Here is a 19,259-nt window from a genome sequence, read left to right as displayed (position 1 = left end):
GCGTTCGAATCCTCAGGCACAAATTCTGAGCGCGGCGTTAAATCAATAAAAGCGATAAATTGGAATCCGATCGGATTCCTGAATTCGATCTATTCTGGCCACGAAGGAGGCGCCGTTGATCACGTTCAAGCAACTCGAAGCCGTGTATTGGGTCGTCCAGCTTGGCGGCTTTGCACCAGCGGCCAACCGGCTGCACACGACGCAATCGGCCGTGTCCAAGCGCGTGCAGGAACTGGAAGCGCTCTTCGACACGCCGCTCTTTGACCGCACGTTGCGGACGGCCCGGCTGACGGAGAAAGGCGAAGAGATGTTCCTGCTGGCGAAACGGCTGCTGGAACAGCGCGATGCGGCGATCGAGCAGTTCCAGCGCCCGGACGTCATGGAGCGCCACGTTCGCATCGGCATCACGGAACTGACGGCCATGACCTGGTTGCCAAGACTGGTAAGCGCAATCCAGGCGCGCTATCCCCGGGTCATCATCGAGCCGCACGTCGATACCAGCGCCATCCTGCGCGACAAGCTCCTCGCCGACGAAGTGGACCTGATGATCGTGCCGGACGTCTTCGACGACCAGCGTTTCGTGTCGCGCCGGGTCGGGCAGGTCGTCAACTCATGGATGTGCAAGCCGGGGCTGGCGCCGCGGCGGCGCCTCAAGGTGCAGGACCTCGTCAAGCACCGGCTGCTGACGCAGGACGAGCGTTCCGGCACGGGCCAGCTCTACAACCGGTGGTTTCGTTCGGTGGGCGTGCAGCCCGAGCAGACCGTGCTGAGCAACAGCCTGGTGGCGTTGATCGGCCTGGCGATCTCAGGCATGGGCATCAGCTATCTGCCCAAGACCTTTCTGGCGCCCATGGTGGAGTCGGGCGCGCTGGAAATCTTGACGGTGACGCCCGCCCTGCCACCTGCCGCCTACGCGGCGGTCTTTCGCGGCGACCGTCCCAGCAACCTGATTTCAGCCATCGCGGCGCTGGCGCAGGAACAATGCGATTTCGGCAAGATCTTCCAGTCGGATGCACAGTCGACGCGCGGCGGCGGCGCGTAGCGCGGCGGCGGGCATCGAAGAAGCAGGCAGGCGAGCCACGGTCCGTGGCCGCCAATGCCAGTTCAACGCAGCACAAACGGGTTGCTGGCGGTCGCCCCGCTATTGAGCCAGACGCTCTTGACCTGCAGGAACTCCTTGACGGCGTCCATGCCGTTCTCGCGCCCCAGCCCCGAATCCTTGTAGCCGCCAAAGGGCGCCATGAAGCTGACCGCACGGTAGGTGTTCACCCATACCGTGCCGGCCTTCAAGCGCTCCGACATCCGAATGGCTCGGGCGATGTCCTGGGTCCACACCGCGGCGGCCAGTCCGAAGCGGACATCATTGGCGATCCGCAGCGCCTCGGCTTCGTCCTTGAAGCGGATGATGGACAGCACCGGCCCGAACACCTCTTCCTGGGCGATGCGCATGTCGTTGCGCACGTCGCCGAAGATGGTCGGTTCCACGAACCACCCCTTGCCGCATTCCGGCCGTTGCGCGGCCTTGCCGCCCAACAGCAGGGTTGCGCCCTCGTCCCGCGCGATGCGGATGTAATCCAGCACCTTCTGGTATTGGGGCGGCGTCGTGACGGGCCCGACCTGCGTGGCCGGATCCATTGGATCCCCCATGCGCGCGGCACCCGCCAGCGACAGCAGCTTTTCGACAAAGCGATCGTAGATGCTGTCCTGGAGCAACAGGCGCGAGCCCGCAATGCAGGTTTGCCCGCTTGCCGCGAAGATGCCCGAGATCGCGCCGAACACGGCCTGTTCCAGGTCCGCGTCCTCGAAGACGATGTTGGGCGACTTGCCGCCCAGTTCCAGCGAGGTGTGCTTTAGCAGACGCGCGGCCTGCTCGTTGATCAGGCGGCCGGTCTGGTCCGACCCGGTGAAGGTGACCTTTTGCACGAGCGGGTGCTGGACGAGCGCGGCCCCCACCTCCTGGCCATAGCCTGTCACCACGTTCATCACGCCCGGCGGAAACCCTGCCTCGTCGAACAGTTCCGCGAATTCCAGCGTGGAGGCGGACGTGAACTCCGACGGTTTCACGACCACCGTGCAGCCGGCTGCCAACGCCGGCGCAATCTTCCAGCCCAGCAGCAGCAAGGGCGAATTCCACGGCGTGATCGCCGCCACCACGCCCAGCGGTTCGTGACGCGTGTAGGTGAAATAGCCCTTCTTGTCCAAGGGCAGCGTCGACCCGTGGATCTTGTCCGCCAGGCCGCCGTAGTAGCGGAACCATTGCGGCAGGTACGTCAGCTGTCCCAGCATCTCGGCGTACAGCTTGCCGTTGTCCCGGACCTCCGTTGCCGCGAGTTTGCGTGCATCGCGTTCGATGAGATCAGCCAGTCGATACAGCAACCGGCCGCGTTCGGTGGCGGTCAGCTCTGCCCACGGTCCTTCCGAAAAAGCGAAATGGGCGGCCTGCACCGCCACATCGACGTCTTGCGCGGCCCCGCGCGCGACCCGCGCCCAGGCCTCGCCGGTATAGGGGTTCTGCGTCTCGAACCATTCGCCCGAGATCGCTGCGGCCGGCGCCCCCGCAATCCGCATTGAGTAAGTCTTCATCACAGCCTCCTGGCCTGAATGCAGCATGACAGCCCAAGGGGCTGCCGCTGCTCAGAACGTCGAAAATCCCAGGGCGGCCCGGAAGCGGTTCTTGACGTACACACCGTCGCGCGGCGGCAGCGCGCGCGGCGGTTCGTCCGGATTGATGAACACCTGGGCGAAGGCGACGCCACGGCGCGCCATCACGCGCTCGGCGACCTCGCCCGCCCTGCCCGTTTCTTTGACGGCAAACGCGTCCTTGATGCCAAACCCCTGCGCCACGGCCACCAGGTCTGTGCCCAGGCTGGTGTGGCTGCGCTGCATCCCGGTCTCGCCGAAGTGGCCGTTGTCCAGCACCACGATGGTCAGGTTCCTGGGCTGCTTGGCGCCGACGGTGCCCAGCGTGCCCACGCCCATCAACTGTTCGCCGTCGCCGGTGATGACAAGCACCGGCCGGTCGGGTTGCGCCAGCGCCAGGCCCAGCCCCAGCGCCACGGCGCCGCCCATGGCGCCCCATAGATAAAAATTCTTGTCCCGGTCGCCCGCGGCATAGACGTCATAGGATGGCGAGCCCAGGCCCGAGACGATCAGCGCGTCCGGCGAAGCCGCGATCAGTTGCGACACGAAGGCGCGGCGGTCCACGGCGCCCGAAGCATTCAAGGTGGTCGACATCAGTTGCGCTCCCACTTCTTACGTCCAATCAAGGTTTGCGACAGCAGGACGGCCACCTGCTCGCCGGCCAGAAATGCGGAATCGGCAGCGGCACTGACGATCTCTCCGACCTCGTCGGGGTTCGACGCCCGCAGCACCGTGATGCCCATCAGTTCAAGCGCCTGCTGGGTGGTCTTGCCCATCGGCCCCTGCCACGGATTGAATTCCGCGTACTCGCCCCGCATCGTCACCAGCGTGAGGAAGGGAAAGTTGCAGCTGCGCAGCAGCGAGAACATGTTCACGCAATTGCCCACGCCGCTGCTTTGCATCAGCAGCGCGGCGCGCTGGCCGCCCAGCCACGCGCCGCTGACGACGGCGACGCCCTCTTCTTCGGTGGTCAGGACCACGTCGGTGATTTCCGGATCTAGTTGCGCCTGCCGGATGGCATAGGAATGGCCGGCGTCCGGCACGTAGGCGATCTGGCGGATGCCGCCGGCTTTCAGCGCGTCGAACGCGGCTTGCTGCCAGGCAGGGGCCTCGGTGGTAGTTGAAGTCATGAGTGGGTTTCCCGGTGGCTAAGTGCTGCGAGGTATCTTATGTCGCTATAGAATCGCCAACTAAATAGAATTTCGTGATGGAAATCATCACCCTTGCGCATACCCGGAGCCGCAGATGGATTTGAAGCAACTAAAGGCGTTCGTCACCGTGGCCGAGACCGGCAGCGTGACCAGCGCCGCCCGCTTGCTGAACATCGTGCAGCCGGCGGTTTCCCGGCAATTGAAGCTGCTGGAAGACGATATCGGCACGCCGCTCTTCACGCGCGGACGCCTCGGCATGGAACTGACCGACGCCGGCAAGACGCTCGAGGACTATGCGCGGCGTGCGCTGAACGAACTGGACCGCGCCCGCGCCGAGATCCGGCCGTCCAGCGGCACGGTGGGCGGCATCGTCACCGTGGGCCTCTTGCCCAGCACGGCAGACATGCTGTCCAGCGCGCTGCTGTCCGCCGTGGCGGCGCACTTCCCCGGCATCCGCCTGCGGCTGACGTCGGGGTATGCCGGGCACCTGCAGTCGTGGCTGGAGACCGGCGACGTTGACATCGCGCTGCTGTACGACTCCAAGCCGAATCCCGCGCTGAAGTTCCGCACCTTGCTGGAAGAGAGCCTGTGGTTCGTGGGACCGCCGGACAGCGGACTTGATACCCGCACGCCCGTTCGCATGGCCGACATCATCGGCCGGCCGCTTGTGCTGCCGGGCGCGCCGCATGGACTGCGGTCGCTGGTCGAGCAGGCTGCACGTACACAAGAGACCGAGTTGCACATCGTGGCCGAGACCAATGCGATGAGCGTGCAGAAGCGCCTGGTGCTGGACGGGCACGGCTACACCATCCTGCCGTCGATCGCCGTGGCCGACGACGTCGATCGCGCAATCCTGGCCGCTGCCCCGGTCGTGGATCCGCTGCTGGTGCGGCGCATCGTGCTGGCGCAACCCGCCACCCGCCCCATCGCCAATTCGGTGCATTGCGTCATGAACGAATTGATCCAATGCGCCCGCGATGCAGTGCGCAATGCACGCTGGCCTTCCGCTCGCTGGTTGGCCAAGTAGTCCCGTGGCCCGCCGGATAGATCGCGCGCCGGCCGGGCCATCTCCCGCCGTGATGAATTCCATCACGAAATTCTATTTATTCGGCCTTTTCATAACGGATTAATCTGGGACACCCGAAAGCGCTATCTGGCCGACATGTCCCACCTGATTGATATCGAACTCCCCGCCGGCGCAAGGACGGAAACACGGCTTATCCCCGGTCCGGCCGGTCCGCTGGAATTGCTGATTGACCGCCCCGCGACGTCGCGCGTTGGGGTGGCCATCATCACCCATCCACAACCGCTGTTGGGCGGCACGCCGCGCCACAAGATCCCGCACCGACTGGCGCACGGCGTCCGCGACGCCGGATGGCTTGCGATACGGCCCAGCTTTCGGGGCGTGGGCGCCAGCGCCGGCGTGTACGACCACGGTCTGGGCGAAGCCGACGACATACTTGCCGTCGTGCGTGCCGTGCGTGCCGAAGCCCCCGATACGCCGCTGGCGCTCATTGGCTTTTCGTTCGGCGCTTACGCCCTGGCCCACGCGATTCGCGCGCTGGCCGACCAGGACGCCGCGCCTGCCGCCTTCATCCTGGCCGGGCTGCCGGTTGGCGCCGTCGAGGCAGACCGGGTCTACGACACGCCCCCCTTGCCCGCCGACGTGGTGCTGATCCATGGCGAATCGGACACGCAGGCGCCCTTGGCGCCGCTGCTGGCGTGGGCACGGCCCACGTCTCATCCGATCATCGTCGTGCCGGGCGCGGACCACTTTTTCAGCCATTCGCAAGACCTGCTGCTGTCACTCGTCCTTGCGCATCTTCCCAAGGAGGCCGCCAAGGCTCGTACAGATTGATCGCGGCGCCTTTTCACACCTCCCCGACACGCCACCGAGCAAGAGGGAGGGTTCAACAAGGAGACAACCATGCGCTTTCCCATCAAGCGTTGGGCGTGCGGCGCCCTCGTATCCGCGTTCAGCGCGGCCGTCATGGCGGCCGCCCCGTATCCGGACAAACCGATACGCCTCATCGTGCCGTGGCCCGCGGGCGGCTCGGCGGACACCATTGGCCGCTCGCTGGGCGATGCCTTGGGCAAGCGCCTGAATGCGACGGTCGTGGTCGAAAACGTGGCGGGCGCTTCCGGCACCATCGCAACCACTCAATTCGCCCGCGCCGCGCCGGACGGCTACACCCTCCTGCTGGCCAGCAGCTCGGCCAACGTCTCGGCGCCCAATCTGTATGCCAAGGTGCATTTCGATCCGATCAAGGACTTCACGCCGATAGGTGAAGTCGCGCTGGTGCCCAGCGTGCTCATCGTCCCCGAGAACTCGCCGTTCAAGCGTCCGGCCGACATCGTGGCGGCGGCGCGCAAGCAACCCGGCAAACTGACCTACGGCTCCGGCGGCACCGGCAACTCGGGACATCTGTCGGGCGAACTGTTTCGCGCGATCAACAAGATCGAGGTCACGCATGTGCCGTACAAGGGCAACAACCCTGCCTTGACCGACCTGATGGGCGGACGGCTGGACTACATGTTCGACAACGGCGCGATCGGGCACATCCAGAGCCAGCGCGTCCGCGCGTTGGCGGTTGCCTCAGACGCCCGGCTCAAGGCCATCCCCGACGTGCCCACGTTCGAGGAACTGGGCATGGCCGGCATGCAATTGACCACCTGGTTCGGCCTGGCGGCGCCGGCAGGCACGCCCGCGCCCATCGTGGACAAGCTGAGCAGCGCCCTGAACGCCGTGATGTCCGATCCCGCCTATTCGCAACGGCTCATCGCCATGGGCGTGGAACTGCGTCAAAGCACGCCCGCAGCGTTCACGGCGTTCTGGGCGGAGGAACTGGACCGCTATCGCCAGCTCATCCAATCCGCAGGCATCCAGGTCAACTGACGCGCGAGGGCGCACGACAGCCATTCAAGGAGACAGGCATGAAGGCAAACGAATTTCAGCGGGTTCTCGTGGCCGGGGCGCTTGCCCTGGCGGCCAACGTGGCGCATGCCGCGTGGCCGGACGACCGTCCGATCGAACTGGTGGTGGGTTTCGCCCCCGGCGGCGGTACGGACGTGATGGCGCGGCTGGTGGCCCAGCACATGGAAAAGCGTTTGGGCGACAAGGCGCGGATCATCGTGATCAACAAGCCCGGCGCGGGCGGAGAAATCGCGGTGCGCTACGTGGCCGCCGCGAAGCCGGACGGCTACACGCTGGGCATGATCAACGCGCCCGGCTTCGTGTACCTGCCCGTCAGCAAGGGCGCGAAGTACAAGCCCGACGACGTCCGGCTCATCGCCCGTCTGGTCGACGACCCGCTGCTCTTCATCAAGCGCCGCGGATCCAGCGCGCCGGATGACCTGCCGGCGCTCGTCGCGAAGCTGAAGCAGTCGCCCGAATCGCTGTCGTTCGGTCATAGCGGCGACGGCACGACCGGACATCTGGCGCTGATGGACATGGAGCGCAGCCAGAACGTGCGAGGCACCAGCGTGCCGTTCAAGGGCGGCGGCGACATCCGCCTGGGGATCCTGGGCGATCACATCAACTACGGCCTGATCACCGTGAGCGAGGTGCCGGAACTCGCCGACCCGAAAGGCCCCTTCGAGGCCATCGCCATCGCCAGCGACAAGCGCCATAACGCCATCCCCACCGCGACGGAATCCGGGGTGCCGCTGCTGTATTCGTCCGAGCGCGGCATGGGCGGCCCGGCAACCTTGCCGGACGCCATTCGCGACAAGCTGGAACAGGCGCTCCAGGACACCCTCCAGGACCCCGCCTTCCTGGCGGCATCCGGGCGCGACGCGGCCGTGCTGGCCTTTCAGCCGGGCGAGGAATGGCGGGCCAGCCTGGCCCGGCAGACACGCGCCTTCGAGCAAGAAGCCGCCGCAAAAAAGTAGGCGGCCGACGCCGGGCAGCGCTTGCCGCGCCGCCTGGCATCACCCTTCCGGACGCCGCTTGCGATGCGTCTTTTCAAGCCACTGCACCGCCACCTCGACCAGCGGGTGAAAGCGCGCCGCATTCCACGCCAACGCGGCGGTAACCACCATGATCTTTTCCTTCAACGGCCGGATGACGACGTTCGCCGGCGCCAGCTTCTTCATGGACGCCGGCACCAGCGCCACGCCCTGGCCGCATCCCACATAGGCGACCTGCGAGGCCACCGACCGCACCTCGTGCAGCACGCGGGGCGTGAAGCCGTGGGCGCGGCAGATCGCGGTGAGCATGTCGAAATACACGGGGCTCACCTGCCGGGACGACATAACAAGCTGCTCCGCCGCCAACGACTGAAGACGCACGCGAGGCAGCGCCGCCAGCTTGTGGTCGTCAGGCAGCGCCACGGCCAGCCGGTCCTCGGTCAACGGCAGCGTCGAGATGCCCTCGCCGACGTCGCCATCGATGCGCACGAACGCCATGTCCAGTTCTCCCGACAGCAGCGCCGGCACCGCCTCGACACTGTCGATCTCCCGCACGAAGACCGTCAGGCTCGGGTGCGCCCGCTTCAGCTCATTGAGCAGCGGCGGAACGGTGTCCAGCATCGCCGAGGTGATCGCGCCCACATGCAGCACGCCCGACTGGCCCGACGCGACCTCCCGCACGACGCGCTCCAGGTGTTCGACCTGACCGGCAAACTGGCGCACCGCGGGCAGGATCGCCGCGCCCGCCGCCGACAACTGCGTACCCCGGCGCGAGCGTTCGAAGAGTTGGAGTTTCAGCGATTGTTCCAACACCTTGATCTGCTCGGTCAGCGGCGGCTGCGACATGCCCAGCCGCGCTGCCGCCCGTCCGAAATGCCGTTCCTCGGCCACCGCCAGAAACATCCACAGTTGCCGTATCAGCCTGAAGTCGATCGTGCTCATGCCCTGCCCTCGTTGCCGGTTGCGCGCTGCCGCGCTGATCCTGAAACCGTATCACAGAGATACTTGAAAACGAATTTATCTATCACGACGCGCTTCCCATAATGAAGCCTTCACTCAGGAGGTTTCCCCATGTCCCAAGCATCCACGCTCGACCGCCTTGCCTCGCTGGACACCAATACCGTCTCGGACGCCCTGGACTTTCTGGGACTGCCCGGCGCCACCTACGGCCTGCGGCCGCTGTGGGACTGCCCGAAGATCGTGGGCCGCGCCAGCACCATCCAACTGGGTCCCAAGACGGACGCCAAGCCGGCCGTGCATCTGATCTCTCCCGTCATCGACGCCGTGCAGACCGGCGACCGCGTGCTGGTCATCGCCGGCGGCGCCGAGGGCATTTCCTGCTGGGGCGACATTCTGGCCAATGCGGCGCGTGTCAAACACGTGCGAGGATCGGTCATCGACGGCCTGAGCCGCGACATCGAAGGCAGCGAATCGATCGGCTATCCCGTCTATGGACGCGGCGTCACCATGATCAGCGCCCGCAACCGCGTCATCCAGATCGATGCCGGCAAGCCCGTGCAGATGGCCGGCGTGACGGTGCATGAAGACGATTACGTCATCGCGGACCGGTGCGGCGCCGTGTTCGTGCTGGCCGCCCGAATCGATGAAGTGCTGGATCTTGCCGAACGCATTGCAAAGCGGCAGGACGGCATGGTCGCCGCCGTGCGCGCGGGCCGCTCGGTCGCCGAGGTCATGCACGACAAGGAATTCGAAGCCATCCACGCGAAGTGATCCAACGCGCCCTCGCTGCCCCACTCACCCAAGGAACGACGATGACAAACCCCAAGAGAGCCGCCGCACACGACCAGGAGCTGGTCGCCCTATTCGAAGGACTGGATACGCCGGGCGTGTCCGACGCCATGGACAAGCTGGGCCTGCACGGCCAGGCGCTTGGCATCATGCCGCTGGACAACTATGCCCGCCCGGTTGTCGGCCCCGCCTTCACGGTCAGGTACGTTCCTGCCGCGACGCCCGCCGGCACCGTTGGCGACTTCATCGACGAGGTCGCCGAAGGCGACATCGTGGTGATCGACAACGATGGCCGCACCGACTGCACGGTGTGGGGCGACATCATGACGCAATACGCCGGCCTGCGCGGCATCGCCGGCACCGTGATTGACGGCGTGTGCCGCGACGTGGGCAAGGCGCTGGGCGACGGCTATCCGGTTTTCAGCGCCGGCCGCTTCATGCGCACCGGCAAGGACCGGGTGGAGGTGGAGTCGGTCAACACCACCGTCGCGGTGGGGACCGTGCGCGTGGCCGCGCGTGACATCGTGGTGGCCGACGCCAACGGTGTGGTGATCGTTCCGCGCGAGCGCGCCCGTGAAGTGGCCGAGACCGCGCGCAAGATCGAAGCCGTGGAGGCCGCGATCCGCGAGCGGATCAGCCAGGGGGCGACCATCCGCGAAGCGCGCGCCGCGCTGGGCTATCACCTGCTGCAACGCAAGGCCTGATTGTTTTTTTAATGTACTTTGCACATGAAAAACCTAGGGTAAACACCTCCTTTCGCCCCATAAATTGCCGATCTATAAACACGTATTGTTTTTTTTATGTGTTTCTAAGATGAAAATCGCACTGATTGGATGCGGCGAGGTCGGCCACTGCTACACCCGTGCCTGGATCGCCGCAGGACATCGCATCGTCGGCATCTGCGACCTGCGCTCGGACGCGGAAATGGCGGATCGCGCCAAGGCCGCGGACGCGGCCTTGCATGCCGAACCGGGCGCCTGGCTGGCCGAGGCCGACGTCGTGGTCTCGGCCGTGTACGGCTACAGCGCGGCGGAAGTCGCCGCGCAGGCCTTTCCCCACATGCGCGCCGGCGCCGTCTACGCCGACTTCACCACGGCCAGCGCGCCCGACATGCAGAAGGCGGCCGCCGCCGCTGCCGCGAGCGCCATCCCGTTCATGGACGTGGCCATCATGGGCGCCATCGCCCTGCTCGCCGAAAAGACGCCACTGCTATGCGCCGGCGAGGGCGCGGCAGTGGTGACGGCGCTGGGCGAAAGCGCGGGCGCCACGGTCCGGATCATCGAAGGCAAGCCCGGCGACGCGGTGCGTTTGAAGCTCTTGCGCAGCATCATGACCAAAGGCATGGAAAGCCTGGCCGTCGAATGCCTGGTGGCGGCCGAGCGCATGGGTCTGCGCGAATCGCTGTACGAAGTGCTGGCCGACATCGACCGCACGCCGTTGACCGCGTTCATGGACTCGTTCGTGCGCTCGCACGTGCTGCATGCGCCGCGCCGGCTGGCCGAAGTGCGCGAAGCGCGCGACCAGTTGCAGGAAGCGGGCCTTGAGCCGCTGGTGCTTGATGGCGTCGAACAGCTCTTTGCGCGATCCACCCGTGGCATCGAGGCCGCGCGCGCCAAGGGCGAAGCCCCGGCGCCCGATACGGTCGAGGCGCGCCTGGCCTGGCTGACCACGCTGGCCCGCCAGTCCTGACACCCCCACCGCGCCACAGAGCGCGGACCGAATCTGCAAACACTTCGTGAGGAAGACAATGAAACTGTTCAAGAAACTGCTGGCCGCAACGCTCGTGCTGGGCTGCGCCGCCGCGCATGGCGCCGACCTGGGCAAGTCCCCCATCACCCTGATCTCGCCGTTTCCCCCCGGCGGCGGCACCGACACCCTGACGCGCATGATCGGCAGCGCCATCAGTCAGGACGCCGGCTGGAACATCGTCGTCGAGAACAAGCCCGGCGCCGGCGGCAACCTGGCGCTGGACGCCACGGCGCGCGCTCAACCCGACGGCCATACGCTGGTCATGGCGCAGACCGACAACATCGTGCTGAACCCCTGGCTCTACAGCAAGCTCAGCTACGACACCTTCAAAGACTTCAAGCCGGTCGGCCCCGTGGCGTCTTCGCCCAGCGTCTTCGTCGTGGTGCCCGATTCGCCGTTCAAGACCATCGCCGACGTCGTCAAGGCCGCGCAGGCGCGCCCCAACCAGGTTTCGCTCGGCATTCCCGGCATCGGCGGCACGGGCGACCTGACCGGCTACTTGTGGCGCAAGGCCGCCAACATGGAACTGATGCACGTGCCGTACCGCGGCTGGAGCCAGGCGTTCCCCGACCTGGCCAGCGGCCGGATCGACATCTACGTGGGCTCCGTCGCGTCGCTGCTGCCGCAGATCCGCGGCGGCAAGGTGCGCGCGCTGGGCGTCGTCGCGAGCGAGCGTTCGCCCGCCCTGCCCGACGTGCCGACCTTTCCTGAAAGCGGTTTTCCGACCATCAACCAGTCGATCTGGTGGGGCCTGATGGCCCCGGGCAAGACGCCCGATGACGTGATCGCCGCGCTGAACAGCGAGCTGCAGAAGGTGCAGTCCAACCCCGAACTGATCAAGAAGCTTGAAGACGCCGGCTACAGCGTGCTCAAGGGCTCGCCCGAAGACCTGGCGCGCCGCCACCGCACGGACCACGACGCCTTCGGCAAGGTCGTGCAGGAAGCCGGCATTCCCAAGCAGTGAACCCGATTTTTAGCTATTCCGCTATCAGGAGCAGTGATGACAGGTTTTGAAATCCACGCCCGCCAACGCGCGGTCAGCAAGGAACTGGTCGACAAATTCCGCCAGGTGCCGGTCGCCAACGTCAGCGACTGCATGTCGCGCATGACGGCCGGCGGCGCGCGCCTGCGGCCCATGCACGACGGCACGCCACTGGCCGGCCCGGCCCTCACCGTGCGCACGCGTCCTGGCGACAACCTGCTGGTGCACAAGGCGCTGAGCCTGGCGCAACCGGGCGACGTCATCGTGGTCGACGCCGGCGGCGATCTGACCAACGCGATCATCGGCGAGATCATGACGACCTACGCCGAGTCGCGCGGCATCGCGGGCATCATCATCAACGGCGCCATCCGCGACTGCGGCACCATCCGCCGCAGCGCGTTTCCCGTCTATGCGGCCGGCGTCACGCACCGCGGCCCGTACAAGGACGGCCCCGGCGAGATCAACTGCGTGGTCGCGCTGGACGGCATGACCATCGCCCCGGGCGATCTGATCCTGGGCGACGACGACGGGCTGCTTGCCGTGCCGTTCGATCAGGCGCAGGCCATTTTTGAGGCCGCAGCGGCAAAGCACGACGTGGAAACCAAGATGCTGGCGGACATTGCTGCGGGCACGCTGGATACGTCGTGGGTCGACGCCCGTCTGCGCGCGTTGGGTTGCACGGGAGTCTAGCCATGAGCGGTGCGGCACTCAGCAGGCCTCAGTTGCGCGTGGCGCGTCTGGATCTGTGGATCGATCCGGTGTTCGACGAGACCATTGCGCGGGACGGCACGCTGGACCTGCGCGTGCTGCCGGCCGGCGGCGACGCGGTGACGGCGGCCGGCCTGGCCGGCGCGCATGCATACCACGTCAGTGCGGCCAAGGACGAGGTGCCGGCACGCTGGCAAGTGTCGGCGGACCTGCTGGCCCAGTGTCCGCAATTGTTGTGCGTGTCGTCGGGCGGCGCGGGTTACGACACGGTGGACGTGGCCGCATGCACCCGCGCGGGCGTGGCGGTCGTCAACCAGGCCGGCGCCAATGCCGCATCGGTCGCAGAAATGACCTTTGCCCTGCTGCTGTCGCTGGTCAAGCGGCTGGGCGAATCGGAAGCCGCACTGCGCGCGGGCACCGCCGTCAGCCGCGAAGCCCTGATGGGTCACGAGATCGAAGGCCGCGTCATCGGCATCGTGGGCATCGGCGAGATCGGACGCAGGGTGGCGCGGATCGCAACGGGCTTCGGTATGAAGGTCATTGCGTACGACCCGCTGCTGACGGACGCACAGATCGCCGAACGCGGCGCCGCGCCCGTCTCGTTCGATGCGCTGCTGGAACAGGCAGACATCGTCAGCCTGCACTGCCCGCTGAACGCCGTCACGCGAGGGATGGTCGACGCCGCCGCCTTGCGCCGGATGAAGCGCGGCGCGCTGTTCGTCTCCACCGCACGCGGCGGCATCCATGAGGAAGACGCCCTGCTCGCGGCGCTGGAATCTGGTCATATTGCGGGTGCTGGCCTGGACGTCTGGCAGGTGGAACCGCCGCCTCCGCGCAGCGGCCTGTTGCAGCGGCCGGACGTGGCCGCCGCCTTCCACACGGGCGGCGTCACGCACGAAGGCCGCCGCAAGGTGGCGCAGGGTTCGGCCACGCAGATCCTGGACATGCTCGCCGGGCGCAAGCCGGCGCGTCTGCTCAATCCCGAGGTCTGGCCGCGCTTTCTGGCGCGTCTGGCGGAGCACGGGGTGAAGGTGTAGAACCCGCCTGCGCGGCGGCCAACGCCTCGGCGCCCATGGTCCCGCGCGCCGTTGTTATAGTCCCAGCTTCCAAATCCGAGAAGAGCCAAGCCGCGTCATGTCGAGCGCCAGTGATTACGTATACGGAGAGTTGCGCCGCCGCCTGATGGCCGGCTCGTTCCTGCCCGGCGAACCGCTGCGCGAGGAGCACATCGCCGCGCAGCTTTCCGTCAGCCGCACGCCCGTGCGCAACGCGATCGAACGCCTGATCGCGGACGGCCTGGTCACCCGCGAAGGCCGGCGCGGCGCGGTCGTGCTGGGCTGGCAGGACCGCGACATCGACGAGGCCTTCGAGCTGCGCATGCTGCTCGAACCCTATTCCGCCAAGGCCGCCGCCGAGCGCGCCACGCCCGAGCAGATCGACGAACTGGACCGCATCAACCAGTGCATGCTGGACGCCGTGAACTCCGGCGCGCCCGATCATGTGGCCCAGGTCCAGCACTACAACAACCTGTTCCACCACGCCCTGCTCAACGCCGCGCAGTCGGCGCGGGTGCGATCCCTGGTCGAGAACCTGCTGGACATGCCGATCATCATCGGCTCGTTCTACTTCTACGGCCGCGACGACATGCTGCGCAGCGTAGAACACCATCGCCAGATCATCGCCGCCATCCGCGCGCGCGATCCCGAATGCGCCGAGATCGCGGTGCGCTTTCATCTGGCGACGACCCATCTTCTGTTCCGGTCGCATCGCAAGGACGGCAAGACGGGCGGGTAATCTGCGGCGGGATCATCAAAGGCCATTTGCCGCGGCTCACCCGCCAGGCAGTGGGAAATGCATGGGGGGCAGTGTCATCGACGTGTAGCAACACGCCCCTAGAGTGTCGGCTCCGATTGAATCCCAAAGAGGACTTTCATTTTGAAATCGACACTCCGCATTGCGGCGGCTGGCGCCTGCCTGTCCGCTTTCTCCCTGGCAGCGCCCGCCGCGCTCGCCGCCACCGCCACCTCGGTCCAGCTTTATGGCCTGATCGACACCGGCCTGCAGTACCTCAGCAACGGTCCCGACGGCAACAGCAAGACGGGCATGAGCGCAGGCAACCTGAACGGTTCGCGTTGGGGTCTGAAGGGTTCCGAGGACCTGGGCGACGGCGTTTCCGCCATCTTCGTGCTTGAAAACGGCTTTGACTCCAGCAACGGCACCACGCTGCAAGGCGGACGGCTGTTCGGGCGCCAGGCCTACGTGGGCTTTTCCAGCAACACGTGGGGCCGCCTGACGCTGGGGCGCCACAACACGCTGATGATCGAATGGATGAGCAAGTACAACCCGTTCGACAACGCCAACTTCTCGATCAAGCGGCCTGACGCCGCGTTCTCGGACCGTACCGACAACGCCGTCATGTACGTCGGCAAGCTGGGCCCCGTGTCCGTCGGCGGCTACTACAGCTTCGGCTGGAACAACGAACAGTCGTTCGATGACAGCAAGCTAGGACGCATGGTGGGCGGCGGTCTGCGCTACAAGTCGGGCGGTCTGGACGCCGCGGTGCTGTATCACTCGAAGAACGCTGACAAACCCAAGACGGGCGCCAACAGCGGCAACCGCGAAGACCGCGTGGTCGCGGGCGTGTCGTACGACTTCGAGGACGTCAAGGTCTACGCCGGCTACCGCTGGCTGGACCAGAAGCTGACGCAGCGCAGCTACAAGAACAACATGACGTGGCTGGGCGCCAGCTACAAGCCGCAGGGCAACATGCGCCTGTCGGCCGCCGTCTACCACCTGAACGACTCAGTGTGCGACGACATGAACAATGCCGCCTGCCCCGCCGTACAAGCCGCCGGCACGGGCCAGAAGTCGACGATGATCGTGCTCGGCAACGAATACGACCTGTCCAAGCGCACCACGCTGTACGCGGTGGCGGCCTACGCCATCAACGACGACAAATCGTCCTTGAGCGTGGTCGGCGGCAAGTACGGCGCCAACGTCGAACCGGGCAAGAACCAGTTCGGCCTGAACCTCGGCATGCGGCATCGGTTTTGAACGCGCCCGCCTCCAATGCCGGCGGCACGGCCATCGCCGTGCGCGGCCTGCGGCATGCGTTCAACGGCCATACGGTGCTGGACGGCGTGGACCTGGACGTGCCTGCGGGCACGGTCCTGGCGCTGCTTGGGCCGTCCGGCTGCGGCAAGAGCACGCTGCTCAAGGCGCTGGCCGGCCTCTTGCGGCCGCAGCACGGCGACATCCGGTTCGGCGGCGCGGTGGTCAGCGGCGCGGGCCAGCACGAGCCGCCGGAGCGCCGGGGCCTGGGCATGGTGTTTCAGGACTACGCCCTCTGGCCGCACATGAGCGTGGCCAGCAACGTGGGCTTTCCGCTTGAAATGCGGGGCGTCTCGCGCCGCGAGCGCCCCGCGCTCGTGCGCGACGCCCTTGCCATGGTCGGCCTGCATGAACATGCCGAACGCCGCCCTGCCGACCTGTCCGGCGGCCAGCAGCAGCGCGTGGCGCTGGCGCGCGCCATTGTCGCCCGCCCGCGCGTGCTGCTGTTCGACGAACCTCTCTCCAACCTGGACCGGACGCTGCGCGAAACGCTATGCGCCGAGATCGGCGCGCTACTGCGCCGCATCGGCACGACCGCCGTCTACGTCACCCATGACCACGAGGAAGCCCATGCGCTGGCGCACACGATCGCCCGCATGCAAAACGGCCGCATCGCCGAACTCGTGCCGGTCAACAAGGACTCTGCTTAAATGTCACTCGCACCTTCTTCCCAACTACTCGCAACGCTCTTCATGACGCTTTCTATCGGATTGGCCTCGGGCCAGGCCAAGGCGCTGACCGTCTACACCGCCGGACCGGGCGGCCTCATCAAGCAATTGGCAGCCGGCTTCCAGGACAAGACCGGCATCAAGGTGGACGTGTTCCAGGCCACCACGGGCAAGGTCATGGCGCGCCTGGAGGCCGAAGCGGCCAACCCGCGCGCCGACGTGCTGATCTCGGCCTCCTGGGACACCGCCCAGGACCTGGACCAGCGCGGCTGGCTGATGGCCTACGAAAGCCCGAACGCCGCGCAGGTGCCTGCGCGCTTCAAGGCGCCCACCTATGTCGCGCAAGGCATCTCCGCGCTAGGCATAGTCTGGAACACGAAGAGCGGCACGCCCGAACCGCGCGACTGGTCAGATCTGACCGCCCCCCAATTCAAGCAGTTGGTCACCATGCCGGATCCGGCCCTGTCAGGTGCGTCGCTCGACCTGCTGCTGGGTCTGCAAAACGCCCAGGGCGAGGCCGCGTGGAGGCTGTTCGAAACGCTGCGCGACAACGGCATGACCATCTCCGGCCCCAACGCCCAGGCGTTGACGCCAGTGCTGCAAGGCGCCAAGGCGGCGGTGTTCGGCGCGGTGGATTACGTGTCGTATGCCAGCGTCGCCAAGGGCGAATCGGTGAAGGTCATCTTCCCGTCCAGCGGCACCGCGATCGCTCCGCGTCCCATGATGATCCTGAAGACCGCGCGCCAGGCCGACGAGGCGCGCAAGTTCGTGGACTACGTGCTGTCCGGAGAAGGCCAGCGCGCCGTGGCAGACGCCTGGCTGATGCCCGCGCGTCAGGACGTGGCGGCCAAACGGCCGGTGTTCAAGGATCTGGCCTTGCTGCCCGACACCGCCACCGAATCCGGTGCCAGCCGGGCCGAGGTGCTGACCCGCTTCGGCCGGATCTTCGGCCAACACTGACAGGCCGGGATGCCGGCCTGCCCGGCATCCGATCCCCTCCATGAAAAGCATCTATCTCCTGGCGGCCGCCACCCTGGCCGCCCTGGCGGTGCTCGTCGCCTTGCCCATGGCGTTCGTGGCGCTGCAAGCCGTGTTTCCCCATCTGGGCGAAGGTTCGCTACGCGATCCGTTCGGCGCCTGGCCTGCGACGCTGGGCAGTCCCGGCACGCTCAGCCTGATCGGCGGCACGCTGAAACTGGGCCTTGGCGTGGCGGCGGTCAGCGCGGCCATCGGCATTCCGCTTGGTGCCCTGCGCGGGCTGTTCCGCGTGCCGCTGGCGCGGATGTGGGACCTGCTGTTCCTGGTTCCCTTTCTGCTTCCGCCGTACATCGCCGCGTTGTCGTGGACGATGGCCCTGCAGCCGCGCGGCTATCTGGAACAGCTGACGGGCTTCAATCTTGGCCCGCTGCTGTTTTCGCCGACCGGCGTGACGTTGGCCATGGGCCTGGCGATCTTTCCCGTCGTGTACTTCGCCGTCTCGCGCAGCATGGCGGCCACCGGCGCGCGGATGGCGGACGTGGCACGCGTATTCGGCGCGGGTCCGTGGCGCGCCTTCGTGCGCGTCACGCTGCCGCTGGCGCTGCCTGCCATTGCCGCCAGCCTGCTGCTTGCGTTCACGCTCGCCATCGAGGAGTACGGCGTACCCGCGGCGCTCGGCTCGCAATCGGGCGTTGCCGTGCTGACCACCGCCATCGAACGCCGGCTGGCCGACTGGCCCATCGACCTGCCCGGCGCATCGCTGCTGTCGCTGGTGCTAGTGGCGCTGGCCCTGACCGCCTACGCCGTCCAACGCGCCGCGCTGGCGGGCCGGGGTTTCGAAACCACAACGGGTAAGCCTGCGCCGCTGGCGCGCGTTGAACTCGGCCCATGGCGCGCCCCCGTGCTGCTGGGTTTTGCCACGGTGGCGTTGATTGCGGTGGCGGCGCCCTTGGCCTCGATGCTGGCTGCCGCGCTGACGCGCAACGTGTCGGGCGGCCTCGCGGCCGGCAATCTGACGCTGGTCAACTTTGCCGCGCTGTTCGATGCGCGCGGCGACGCATGGGAGGCTTTGTCCACGAGCCTGTCGCTGGCGAGCGGGACCGCCTTGCTGGCCGGCGCGGTCGGCCTGCTGGCGGCGTGGTGCATCGCGGGGCGGCACGTACGCGGGGCCGCGCTGATCGACGCGCTGGCTTTGTTGCCAGCGGCATTGCCCGGCGTGGTGGTCGGCGTCGGCCTGATCCTGGCGTGGAACCAGCCGTTCTGGCCGGCCACGCCTTACGGGACCTGGGGCATCCTGCTGCTGTCGTACACCTGCCTGCTTCTGCCCTACCCGGTGCGGTATGTCGGCGCGGCCTTGGCGCAGATCGGCGCCAACCTGGAAGCGGCGGCGCGGGTCCATGGCGCCAGCGCAGCGCGCGCGCTGCGGCGCATCGTCCTGCCGCTGGTGTTGCCCGGGCTGGCGGCGTCGATGCTGATGGTGTTTGCGGTGGCGTCCCGGGAATTGGTGACGTCGCTGCTGCTGGCGCCGGCCGGCGTGCAGACCGTGTCGATCTTCGTGTGACGGCAGTTCGAGCAGGGATCAGTGGGAGAAGGCATGGCGATGGCCGCAGTGGC

At 66.9% G+C, this 19,259-nt stretch carries 20 protein-coding genes; 16 read left to right on the top strand and 4 right to left on the bottom strand.

Annotation, left to right across the window (positions count from 1 at the left end; all coding sequences use genetic code 11):
* The first annotated feature begins 115 nt into the window (after window positions 1-115).
* Window positions 116-1,042 carry a LysR family transcriptional regulator gene (locus AC6CIE_RS04130; RefSeq protein ID WP_367352364.1) on the top strand — a complete coding sequence of 309 codons (927 nt, stop codon included), beginning with the start codon at window positions 116-118 and terminating at the stop codon, window positions 1,040-1,042.
* Between the two features lie 62 nt (window positions 1,043-1,104).
* Here AC6CIE_RS04130 and AC6CIE_RS04125 read toward each other — a convergent pair whose 3' ends face one another.
* From AC6CIE_RS04125 to AC6CIE_RS04115, 3 genes are read right to left on the bottom strand one after another with little or no spacing between them, the layout of a single operon-like run.
* Window positions 1,105-2,583 carry an aldehyde dehydrogenase gene (locus tag AC6CIE_RS04125; RefSeq protein WP_367352365.1) on the bottom strand — a complete coding sequence of 493 codons (1,479 nt, stop codon included), beginning with the start codon at window positions 2,581-2,583 and terminating at the stop codon, window positions 1,105-1,107.
* Between the two features lie 51 nt (window positions 2,584-2,634).
* Complete coding sequence (locus AC6CIE_RS04120) at window positions 2,635-3,234, bottom strand: thiamine pyrophosphate-dependent enzyme (protein WP_343737313.1); 600 nt, start codon at window positions 3,232-3,234, stop codon at window positions 2,635-2,637.
* A complete protein-coding gene (locus AC6CIE_RS04115) occupies window positions 3,234-3,770 on the bottom strand; it encodes a phosphonopyruvate decarboxylase (protein WP_105239255.1) in 537 nt (178 codons plus the stop codon). Before AC6CIE_RS04115 ends, AC6CIE_RS04120 begins: the two co-directional genes overlap by 1 nt.
* A 115-nt stretch (window positions 3,771-3,885) precedes the next feature.
* On the opposite strand from AC6CIE_RS04115, the gene AC6CIE_RS04110 reads away from it, so the two are divergent.
* The 4 genes from AC6CIE_RS04110 to AC6CIE_RS04095 all read left to right on the top strand — a co-directional run bounded on the left by AC6CIE_RS04110 (window position 3,886) and on the right by AC6CIE_RS04095 (window position 7,682).
* Window positions 3,886-4,818, top strand: coding sequence for a LysR family transcriptional regulator (locus tag AC6CIE_RS04110; protein WP_367352367.1), 933 nt, complete (start codon window positions 3,886-3,888; stop codon window positions 4,816-4,818).
* A 135-nt stretch (window positions 4,819-4,953) separates the two neighbouring features.
* Window positions 4,954-5,649, top strand: a complete 696-nt coding sequence (locus tag AC6CIE_RS04105) for an alpha/beta hydrolase (protein WP_367352368.1) — start codon at window positions 4,954-4,956, stop codon at window positions 5,647-5,649.
* Window positions 5,650-5,718: 69 nt separating this feature from the next.
* Entirely contained in the window at window positions 5,719-6,687 is a 969-nt protein-coding gene (locus AC6CIE_RS04100) for a Bug family tripartite tricarboxylate transporter substrate binding protein (RefSeq protein ID WP_367352369.1), read from the top strand.
* A gap of 38 nt (window positions 6,688-6,725) precedes the next feature.
* Window positions 6,726-7,682 (top strand): tripartite tricarboxylate transporter substrate binding protein, encoded by a 957-nt coding sequence (locus AC6CIE_RS04095; protein WP_367352370.1) that lies wholly within the window; start codon window positions 6,726-6,728, stop codon window positions 7,680-7,682.
* 39 nt (window positions 7,683-7,721) lie between these two features.
* Here the strand turns inward: AC6CIE_RS04095 and AC6CIE_RS04090 are convergent, their stop codons facing one another.
* Window positions 7,722-8,642 (bottom strand): LysR substrate-binding domain-containing protein, encoded by a 921-nt coding sequence (locus tag AC6CIE_RS04090; protein WP_367352371.1) that lies wholly within the window; start codon window positions 8,640-8,642, stop codon window positions 7,722-7,724.
* Window positions 8,643-8,771: 129 nt separating this feature from the next.
* Between AC6CIE_RS04090 and AC6CIE_RS04085 the strand changes: the two genes are divergently transcribed.
* The 11 genes from AC6CIE_RS04085 (at window position 8,772) to AC6CIE_RS04035 (ending at window position 19,206) form a co-directional block, all read left to right on the top strand.
* The gene (locus AC6CIE_RS04085; RefSeq protein ID WP_367352372.1) at window positions 8,772-9,431 is read left to right on the top strand and encodes an RraA family protein; all 660 of its coding nucleotides are present in this window, start codon (window positions 8,772-8,774) and stop codon (window positions 9,429-9,431) included.
* A gap of 41 nt (window positions 9,432-9,472) precedes the next feature.
* Window positions 9,473-10,153 (top strand): RraA family protein, encoded by a 681-nt coding sequence (locus AC6CIE_RS04080; RefSeq protein WP_367352373.1) that lies wholly within the window; start codon window positions 9,473-9,475, stop codon window positions 10,151-10,153.
* A gap of 109 nt (window positions 10,154-10,262) precedes the next feature.
* The gene (locus tag AC6CIE_RS04075; RefSeq protein ID WP_367352374.1) at window positions 10,263-11,138 is read left to right on the top strand and encodes an NAD(P)-binding domain-containing protein; all 876 of its coding nucleotides are present in this window, start codon (window positions 10,263-10,265) and stop codon (window positions 11,136-11,138) included.
* A 58-nt stretch (window positions 11,139-11,196) separates the two neighbouring features.
* Window positions 11,197-12,162 (top strand): Bug family tripartite tricarboxylate transporter substrate binding protein, encoded by a 966-nt coding sequence (locus tag AC6CIE_RS04070; RefSeq protein ID WP_175183700.1) that lies wholly within the window; start codon window positions 11,197-11,199, stop codon window positions 12,160-12,162.
* 36 nt (window positions 12,163-12,198) lie between these two features.
* The gene (locus AC6CIE_RS04065; RefSeq protein ID WP_056561950.1) at window positions 12,199-12,870 is read left to right on the top strand and encodes an RraA family protein; all 672 of its coding nucleotides are present in this window, start codon (window positions 12,199-12,201) and stop codon (window positions 12,868-12,870) included.
* Window positions 12,871-12,872: 2 nt separating this feature from the next.
* Window positions 12,873-13,925 (top strand): NAD(P)-dependent oxidoreductase, encoded by a 1,053-nt coding sequence (locus tag AC6CIE_RS04060; protein ID WP_367352375.1) that lies wholly within the window; start codon window positions 12,873-12,875, stop codon window positions 13,923-13,925.
* 97 nt (window positions 13,926-14,022) lie between these two features.
* On the top strand, window positions 14,023-14,682 hold the full coding sequence (locus tag AC6CIE_RS04055) for a GntR family transcriptional regulator (protein ID WP_175121215.1): 660 nt from the start codon (window positions 14,023-14,025) through the stop codon (window positions 14,680-14,682).
* A gap of 141 nt (window positions 14,683-14,823) precedes the next feature.
* Entirely contained in the window at window positions 14,824-15,942 is a 1,119-nt protein-coding gene (locus tag AC6CIE_RS04050; RefSeq protein ID WP_218344169.1) for a porin, read from the top strand.
* On the top strand, window positions 15,939-16,649 hold the full coding sequence (locus AC6CIE_RS04045) for an ABC transporter ATP-binding protein (RefSeq protein ID WP_175136237.1): 711 nt from the start codon (window positions 15,939-15,941) through the stop codon (window positions 16,647-16,649). Before AC6CIE_RS04050 ends, AC6CIE_RS04045 begins: the two co-directional genes overlap by 4 nt.
* Window positions 16,650-16,691: 42 nt before the next feature.
* On the top strand, window positions 16,692-17,627 hold the full coding sequence (locus AC6CIE_RS04040; RefSeq protein ID WP_498091264.1) for an ABC transporter substrate-binding protein: 936 nt from the start codon (window positions 16,692-16,694) through the stop codon (window positions 17,625-17,627).
* A gap of 40 nt (window positions 17,628-17,667) precedes the next feature.
* Window positions 17,668-19,206, top strand: a complete 1,539-nt coding sequence (locus tag AC6CIE_RS04035; protein WP_498091262.1) for an ABC transporter permease — start codon at window positions 17,668-17,670, stop codon at window positions 19,204-19,206.
* The last annotated feature ends 53 nt before the right edge of the window (window positions 19,207-19,259 follow it).

Source organism: Achromobacter sp. GQ309 (genome assembly GCF_059759315.1).
Note: the sequence above shows the minus strand (reverse complement) of the source record. Positions and strands in the feature narration are given on the sequence as shown.

What these genes read in the sequence shown, in the direction of transcription:
- AC6CIE_RS04125 (WP_367352365.1), bottom strand. Translation starts at nt 2,583, where the DNA reads ATGAAGACTTACTCAATGCGGATTGCGGGGGCGCCGGCCGCAGCGATC.
- AC6CIE_RS04120 (WP_343737313.1), bottom strand. Translation starts at nt 3,234, where the DNA reads ATGTCGACCACCTTGAATGCTTCGGGCGCCGTGGACCGCCGCGCCTTC.
- AC6CIE_RS04115 (WP_105239255.1), bottom strand. Translation starts at nt 3,770, where the DNA reads ATGACTTCAACTACCACCGAGGCCCCTGCCTGGCAGCAAGCCGCGTTC.
- AC6CIE_RS04110 (WP_367352367.1), top strand. Translation starts at nt 3,886, where the DNA reads ATGGATTTGAAGCAACTAAAGGCGTTCGTCACCGTGGCCGAGACCGGC.
- AC6CIE_RS04105 (WP_367352368.1), top strand. Translation starts at nt 4,954, where the DNA reads ATGTCCCACCTGATTGATATCGAACTCCCCGCCGGCGCAAGGACGGAA.
- AC6CIE_RS04100 (WP_367352369.1), top strand. Translation starts at nt 5,719, where the DNA reads ATGCGCTTTCCCATCAAGCGTTGGGCGTGCGGCGCCCTCGTATCCGCG.
- AC6CIE_RS04095 (WP_367352370.1), top strand. Translation starts at nt 6,726, where the DNA reads ATGAAGGCAAACGAATTTCAGCGGGTTCTCGTGGCCGGGGCGCTTGCC.
- AC6CIE_RS04090 (WP_367352371.1), bottom strand. Translation starts at nt 8,642, where the DNA reads ATGAGCACGATCGACTTCAGGCTGATACGGCAACTGTGGATGTTTCTG.
- AC6CIE_RS04085 (WP_367352372.1), top strand. Translation starts at nt 8,772, where the DNA reads ATGTCCCAAGCATCCACGCTCGACCGCCTTGCCTCGCTGGACACCAAT.
- AC6CIE_RS04080 (WP_367352373.1), top strand. Translation starts at nt 9,473, where the DNA reads ATGACAAACCCCAAGAGAGCCGCCGCACACGACCAGGAGCTGGTCGCC.
- AC6CIE_RS04075 (WP_367352374.1), top strand. Translation starts at nt 10,263, where the DNA reads ATGAAAATCGCACTGATTGGATGCGGCGAGGTCGGCCACTGCTACACC.
- AC6CIE_RS04070 (WP_175183700.1), top strand. Translation starts at nt 11,197, where the DNA reads ATGAAACTGTTCAAGAAACTGCTGGCCGCAACGCTCGTGCTGGGCTGC.
- AC6CIE_RS04065 (WP_056561950.1), top strand. Translation starts at nt 12,199, where the DNA reads ATGACAGGTTTTGAAATCCACGCCCGCCAACGCGCGGTCAGCAAGGAA.
- AC6CIE_RS04060 (WP_367352375.1), top strand. Translation starts at nt 12,873, where the DNA reads ATGAGCGGTGCGGCACTCAGCAGGCCTCAGTTGCGCGTGGCGCGTCTG.
- AC6CIE_RS04055 (WP_175121215.1), top strand. Translation starts at nt 14,023, where the DNA reads ATGTCGAGCGCCAGTGATTACGTATACGGAGAGTTGCGCCGCCGCCTG.
- AC6CIE_RS04040 (WP_498091264.1), top strand. Translation starts at nt 16,692, where the DNA reads ATGACGCTTTCTATCGGATTGGCCTCGGGCCAGGCCAAGGCGCTGACC.
- AC6CIE_RS04035 (WP_498091262.1), top strand. Translation starts at nt 17,668, where the DNA reads ATGAAAAGCATCTATCTCCTGGCGGCCGCCACCCTGGCCGCCCTGGCG.